The sequence below is a fragment of the Yoonia sp. genome (genome assembly GCF_017854565.1).
Classification (GTDB): domain Bacteria; phylum Pseudomonadota; class Alphaproteobacteria; order Rhodobacterales; family Rhodobacteraceae; genus Yoonia.
Genome location: NZ_JAFMHJ010000088.1, coordinates 1 through 6,230, shown reverse-complemented (window position 1 = coordinate 6,230; position 6,230 = coordinate 1). Strand labels below are relative to the sequence as shown.

Genomic DNA, 6,230 nt, shown 5'->3' with positions numbered 1-6,230 from the left:
CGCGTGACGACCAGCCCTCGGGGCCAGCATCAGCGTCGGGCAAAAGCTGCCCCTTACCGCGTGCCTCAGCCCGCCACTTGTGCAGTGTCGCCTCGGAAATCCCTTCCTCTTGCGACAACTGCCGAATGGCCATGTTGTTCGGCGGTAACATCCGCTTCAGCACTGCCGATTTTCGTTCCAGTGAATATCCCAAATCATCGTCCTATCCCGCCCACCTGAAAATTAGACAAAAATAGAGCAGCGGACAACTTCCCTGACACAGGGGGGCCCGTGGCAAGAAGCGGTTCCTGGCCATTGAGGACGGGGTGCGCGAGTCCACCCAGAGTTGGCGAGAAGTTCTGCTCAGCCTCAACAGCCGGGGAATGAATGCCCCCAAATTGGCGATTGGAGACGGTGCCATAGGGTTCTGGGCCGCCATGGATGAAGTCTATCCCACGGCCCGACAGCCGCGGTGCTGGCAACACAAAACGATGAACGTGCTCAACTGCTTGCCCAAGCGGTCACAGCCAAAGGCCAAAGCCGCAATCCACGACATCTGGCAGGCCGAGACCAAAGATGATACGGAAAAGGCCTTCGATTTGTTCATCAAAATCTACGAGCCCAAATATCCCAAGGCGGCGCTGTGCCTGCAAAAAGACCACGAAGAACTCATGGCATTCTTCGATTTCCCCGCCCAGCATTGGCAAAGCATCCGCACCTGCAACCCAATTGAATCGGCCTTCGCCACGATCCGGCATCGCACCAAGCGATCAAAGGGCTGCCTGTCACGCGATGGCCTGCTGTACGTGATGTTCAAGCTGGGACAATGCGCCGAGCAAAACTGGAGGAAGCTACCCGGCTTTGACTACCTGAGCAAAGCCATCACAGGCGTCACGTTCAAAAACGGGATCAAAGCCCCAAGCCCCGACCAGATCGCCGCATGACCCAAAAACCTCAAACACCAAGTTTGACAATAACTCTCGCCATGGTCTGGGAAATGATCTGACGCCCGATATTGTCGGAAGGCAAATCGTTGCCACCTGCATCAAACGACTGCATCAGCGTCCCACAAAGTGCCGGACCGCAAGGCGCGACCTGAATGAAGCCGGAATTGCAGTTGTCATCTTGTGCAGTGCGCCACATTCCCTCTAACGGGTCGGCGAAAACGGGGGCTGCAAGGGTTACCAGCGCTGCAGCTGTCATCGCAATCTTCTTCATTTCTGTGTCCTCCCAAAGACCATGCCGCAACCATGCGCGGGTCTGCGGCATCCAATCAAGATTAACGTTAAGTCCGCCCCGACATTGCAATTCGACACCCCCCGTGCATAAACGCGCCACAACCAGCAAACGGATGCCGCTATGATACTTTTTCCAGCTATCGACCTCAAAGATGGGAACGCCGTACGGCTGGTGCATGGGGACATGAATCAAACGACGGTATTCAATGACGATCCCGCAGCGCAGGCGCGCGCATTTGTCGACGCCGGGTGCGCATGGCTGCACCTTGTCGATCTGAACGGCGCCTTCGCAGGCGAGCCAGTGAACGCCGCCCCGGTTGAGGCGATTTTGGCCGCCTGCCCGGTCCCGACCCAGCTTGGCGGTGGTATCCGCGATATGGCAACGATCGAGCGCTGGCTGGCCAAGGGACTAACCCGCGTGATCCTTGGCACCGTGGCCGTCGAAAACCCCGCTCTGGTGCGTGAGGCTGCGCGTGCCTTTCCGGGGCAGGTGGCCGTGGGACTGGATGCACGCAATGGACGCGTCGCCACCCGTGGCTGGGCCGAAGAGACAGATGTGATGGTCACGGACCTTGCCAGGTCCTTCGAAGATGCAGGCATCGCGGCTATCATCTATACAGATATCCTGCGCGATGGAGCAATGAAGGGGCCCAACGTCGATGCGACTGCCGCACTTGCCCGTGCGGTCACCATTCCTGTCATCGCATCAGGTGGTGTGTCGTCAATGGCGGATTTGATCACATTGAAACAAACTGGTGTCATCGCAGGCGCTATCTCGGGCCGTGCGCTTTATGATGGGGCGATTGATCTGGCTGCCGCACTGGCAGCGCTTGCCGCCACCCCCGCATCAGCTTAAACAATCCCTATGTTGAAAACCCGCATCATCCCCTGTCTCGACGTCGCCGAAGGCCGCGTTGTCAAAGGCGTGAACTTCGTCGATTTGATTGATGCGGGCGACCCGGTGGATGCCGCGATCGCCTATAATGCCGCCGGTGCGGATGAACTGTGTTTTCTGGACATCATGGCGAGCCAGGAAAACCGGGGGACAATGTTCGATCTGGCCACCCGCACGGCGGAGCAATGTTTTATGCCGCTGACCATCGGTGGCGGTGTGCGCACACACCACGATGTACGCGATCTGCTGCTGGCCGGAGCCGATAAGGTAAGCTTCAATTCCGCTGCCGTCGCCGACCCCAATGTGGTGGCAGAGGCGGCAATGCGGTTCGGGTCACAATGCATCGTGGTCGCGATTGATGCCAAGACAGTCAGCCCCGGAAAATGGGAAATTTTCACCCATGGCGGCAGGCGAGCGACGGGCATTGATGCAGTGGAATTCGCCAAGACCGTTGTCGAAAAAGGCGCCGGAGAAATCCTCCTCACCTCGATGGACCGAGACGGCACAAAAGCTGGCTTTAACATCCCGCTGACGCGCGCCGTCTCTGACGCTGTAAACGTGCCCGTTATTGCATCGGGTGGTGTCGGCACACTTGACCATCTGGTAGATGGCGTTACCCAAGGAGGTGCATCAGCAGTGCTGGCGGCGTCCATCTTCCACTTTGGCACCTATACAATTGGCGAAGCCAAGGCGCATATGGCCGCGCACGGCATCCCGGTCCGGCTCACATGACCCTCAATGACCTCGCAATCTTGATCGCGTCACGCAAAGACGCCGACCCGGACAGCAGCTGGACAGCGAAACTGCTGTCACAGGGACCTGAAAAATGCGCCGAGAAATTTGGCGAAGAAGCGATCGAAGCGATCATCGAAGCAGTCAAAGGCGACAAGACACGGCTCACCTCAGAGGCGGCGGATGTTCTTTACCACCTGCTCGTCATGCTGACCTCGCGTGATGTCAGCCTTGATGATGTCATTATTGAACTCGCCCGCAGACAAGGCATCTCAGGTATTGCCGAAAAAGCCCGCCGCTAGGTCTTCTTATGTCCCGCAAATACTCCGGGGTGAGACCCGAATGGAATTCGGGTCGAGGGGCAGCGCCCCTACAGCTTTGATGAAATAATACCTGTCGCAAACCCACCCATCCGCAACTCGCCAAAAAGCCGCTGATATTCGATCTTCGGACATCTGTTCTGGATCACGTCGACACCGCGGGCCTGCGCAATCGCTGCAGCCTGCTCATGTTCCACACCAATCTGCATCCAGATTGTCTGCAGCTTAGGCCAGCGATCAAGGGCGGCATCGACGATCTCTGGAACAGCCTCGGATCGGCGAAAGATATCCACCATATCAACATCATCGGGGACGTTAGACAGTGCGCCATAGACCGTCTCACCAAACAGGCGCTGACCAGCCAAACCCGGGTTGACGGGAATAATCCGAAACCCCTTCAAACCCAGATAGCGGGCGACGAAATAGCTTGGACGTATGGGGTTCGCTGATACACCCGCCACGGCCACCGTGTGCGTCCGTTTCAGAATTTCGCGAAGAAATGTGTCAGAATATTCCATATTGGCACCCTAGCCGCACGCTGCGGAATAAAAAAAGCGCCCGGTGCGATCCGGGCGCAAGTTATGGAACGAGGGACAGTGAGGCGAGGCGCATATGTTCCTGTAACGCGCCTCTGTAAAAGATATAGGCGGTCACAATCAGATCAAAAGAGCAGATCAGACAATCGTGAAGAGCGCGTTAACACCAGAATGCCCTTGTGGCAGATATGACCCACCCACGACATGCCACGCTCAGCCGCAAATCTACCCACGAAGATGTATTGCCGACAACCGTGTCACAGGGTGGGCGTCGCCGCAGGCGCGGTGCCGATCGGCATCAGAGGTTGTGAACATCCCAATGATCACCCTCTAGCAGCGTAAAGGGCGACGGCGGCGGCATTTGACACATTCAGTGATCCAAAACCGGCAGCGGCATCAATCCGCACAAGCGCGTCACAAGTCTCGCGCGTTTTTTCGCGCAAGCCAGGACCCTCAGCCCCCATCACAAGGGCCACGGCGCGGTCGCGCTTGCCCTCGACGACCTCTTCAATGGTCTGTTCAGCATCGCCGTCCAGGCCCAATATCAGATACCCCATCCCTTTCAGTGCTTCCATGGCATCGGCCAGATTGCGGACCCGCAAATACGGCTGGCGTTCCAGCGCGCCACTCGCCGTTTTAGCCAATGCGCCCGTTTCTGGTGCCGAATGTCGCTGCACAGCCACTACCGCGCGCGCGCCAAAAACTTCCGCCGATCGCAATATGGCCCCCACGTTATGCGGATCGGTCACCCGGTCAAGCAACACAATGCGTGGCGGATTCGGCCCCTGCCCCAACGCAACATCGTCGAGTGACCCCCAATCCAGCGGCTTGACCTCTAACGCCGCACCCTGATGAACGGACTGCGGATCAAGAGGTGCCGCAAACTTGCGAGGATCAGAAATTTCCGGCTCAACCCCGCTTGCGGCCACGGCTTCTCCTAGCCTTTCAAGCGCGTTGCGGGTCACTACAAGGCGCAGCTTGACCCGCGCGGGGTTCTCAAGTGCGTCACGCACAGCATGTATGCCAAACAGCCAAACGGTTTCATTTGACGCCGCCCGCTTATCCTGCTCTTTCGCAATTACCCACTGTGGCTTTTTCATTTTCTGTCCGATCCCGTCGTTCTGTTTCAAGAGCCGATACCTGACAACGCACGTCGTGTGAAGAGAAGCGATAGCCGGATCATCAATTGCGCACTTTTGCTGTTGACTGGCCATGGGGCCACAGGTAATCAGCCGATCAGTGGGCGACAGGCCGCAAGGTGTGGCAGGGGACTGTAACTCCCTCGCGGAGACGCACGCCAGGTTCGATTCCTGGGTCGCCCACCATTCTGTTTTTAAACAGTGATTTAGAACGCTTGGCTTTCCGGTGCGACAAACTGGTGAGACAATCACATGCGTCATGCAGCCTATCTAAGCGCCTCTAGACACGGCATTTTTTACTTCCGAATGCCAATTCCGGAGTTATTGCATCCCTCCCACAAAAGCGCGGACCTCAAGCTATCACTTGGAACCAGATGCCCAAAGGTTGCGTCTACCCTCGCGCGCCTACTTATCGTCACTGGACAATCCTTGCTTGCACAGCCAACGGTACAGGCCATGATCTACCCAGAAATTCGCATGCACGTGCAAAACCACTTCCGGCAGCGGCTTATTAAGTTCAAAGCGCGGGTCGCTGATGCTGGACCTCGCGACGATGACCGGCTGAAGGCTTTGCGGGACGTCATTCAGGCCGCTGAGCGCGATCTGGGCACATTTGTGAACCTCACCCACATCGGCGATGAAGACCGGCTCCTGAGTGATTTCTGTGAGAAAGAGGGCAAATCAGAAGAATTAAGCCCGAACGACCGGCAACTTGTTTTGCGCACATATCAGCAGGCTTACCTGCAACACGCAAAAACCGCGCTGGATTACAACGACAGTCAAAGACCATGTCTTCGCGATCCCAACACCGGGGGTGGCGGCGATGACATCACCGCCACAGCCAATGACAAGCTGATCGACATAGCCCCGGATCCAGACGTCACGGTGGCCATAGGCAACCGTGACCGAGTAATCGTTGGTTTTGTAGCGCACCAGGGATTGTGAGTTCACCTGGCCAGTGGCCTGATCGCAGGCGTCAAACGGGCACGCGGGCAGATCCATCATGGCCTCAAGATCACGGACCAGACGTTGCCCGATGCTCTCGCTGTGACCGCGCAAGACATCAGCCTGACGCTTGCGGCATTGCTCTTCAAGCCACAGGTTGAAGGCTTCCCATGTCGCAAAATGAGGGATGGGCACCATGAAGTTGCGGCGGGCATACCCGACCAGCCCCTCAACGGCGCCTTTATCGTTGCCCTTACCCGGTCGGCCATAACGATCGTGGATGAAGTAATGCGACAGGAACCCACTGAACAGCTTGGTCCGCTTGCGCGAGCCGTCCGGCAGGATCTTCGCGACCAGACACCGGTCGTTATCATAAAGAACCGACTGCGGAACCCGGCCGAAGAACGCAAAGGCATGGGCATGGCCGTCTACCCCAGGCCTCAGAG

The 6,230-nt window shown here is 57.4% G+C and carries 7 protein-coding genes, 1 tRNA gene and 3 pseudogenes; 6 read left to right on the top strand and 5 right to left on the bottom strand.

Features of this window, described 5'->3' with window-relative positions; all coding sequences use genetic code 11:
• Positions 1–193: transposase (locus QZ196_RS17080; protein ID WP_296426075.1), on the bottom strand; the 193-nt coding region annotated here is incomplete at its 3' end.
• 73 nt (positions 194–266) lie between these two features.
• Here QZ196_RS17080 and QZ196_RS17075 point away from each other — a divergent pair.
• Positions 267–923, top strand: a pseudogene (locus tag QZ196_RS17075) (IS256 family transposase); the annotation flags it as partial.
• Positions 924–933: 10 nt separating this feature from the next.
• On the opposite strand, the gene QZ196_RS17070 reads toward QZ196_RS17075, so the two are convergent.
• Positions 934–1,197: a hypothetical protein gene (locus tag QZ196_RS17070; RefSeq protein WP_296428555.1), complete on the bottom strand. Its 264-nt coding sequence runs from the start codon at positions 1,195–1,197 to the stop codon at positions 934–936.
• 141 nt (positions 1,198–1,338) lie between these two features.
• Here QZ196_RS17070 and hisA point away from each other — a divergent pair, with 141 nt between their 5' ends.
• Genes hisA through QZ196_RS17055 form a run of 3 tightly spaced genes read left to right on the top strand, consistent with a single transcriptional unit; the run spans position 1,339 to position 3,146 of the window.
• Positions 1,339–2,073, top strand: a complete 735-nt coding sequence (hisA, locus tag QZ196_RS17065) for a 1-(5-phosphoribosyl)-5-[(5-phosphoribosylamino)methylideneamino]imidazole-4-carboxamide isomerase (protein WP_296428554.1) — start codon at positions 1,339–1,341, stop codon at positions 2,071–2,073.
• 9 nt (positions 2,074–2,082) lie between these two features.
• On the top strand, positions 2,083–2,844 hold the full coding sequence (gene hisF / locus QZ196_RS17060) for an imidazole glycerol phosphate synthase subunit HisF (protein WP_296428553.1): 762 nt from the start codon (positions 2,083–2,085) through the stop codon (positions 2,842–2,844).
• Positions 2,841–3,146 carry a phosphoribosyl-ATP diphosphatase gene (locus tag QZ196_RS17055; protein ID WP_296428552.1) on the top strand — a complete coding sequence of 102 codons (306 nt, stop codon included), beginning with the start codon at positions 2,841–2,843 and terminating at the stop codon, positions 3,144–3,146. The genes hisF and QZ196_RS17055 overlap by 4 nt, the downstream gene beginning before the upstream one ends.
• Before the next feature lie 68 nt (positions 3,147–3,214).
• Here QZ196_RS17055 and QZ196_RS17050 read toward each other — a convergent pair whose 3' ends face one another.
• Together QZ196_RS17050 and rlmB are read right to left on the bottom strand one after the other, a co-directional pair.
• On the bottom strand, positions 3,215–3,682 hold the full coding sequence (locus QZ196_RS17050; RefSeq protein WP_296428551.1) for a CoA-binding protein: 468 nt from the start codon (positions 3,680–3,682) through the stop codon (positions 3,215–3,217).
• 341 nt (positions 3,683–4,023) lie between these two features.
• Positions 4,024–4,800: a 23S rRNA (guanosine(2251)-2'-O)-methyltransferase RlmB gene (rlmB, locus tag QZ196_RS17045; RefSeq protein ID WP_296428550.1), complete on the bottom strand. Its 777-nt coding sequence runs from the start codon at positions 4,798–4,800 to the stop codon at positions 4,024–4,026.
• A 141-nt stretch (positions 4,801–4,941) separates the two neighbouring features.
• On the opposite strand from rlmB, the gene QZ196_RS17040 reads away from it, so the two are divergent.
• Both QZ196_RS17040 and QZ196_RS17625 read left to right on the top strand, forming a co-directional pair.
• Positions 4,942–5,025 (top strand) — tRNA-Tyr (locus tag QZ196_RS17040).
• A 66-nt stretch (positions 5,026–5,091) separates the two neighbouring features.
• Positions 5,092–5,256 (top strand): annotated as a pseudogene (locus QZ196_RS17625) (DUF6538 domain-containing protein); the annotation flags it as partial.
• Between the two features lie 361 nt (positions 5,257–5,617).
• Here QZ196_RS17625 and QZ196_RS17035 read toward each other — a convergent pair.
• A pseudogene (locus QZ196_RS17035) lies at positions 5,618–6,230 on the bottom strand (IS21 family transposase); the annotation flags it as partial.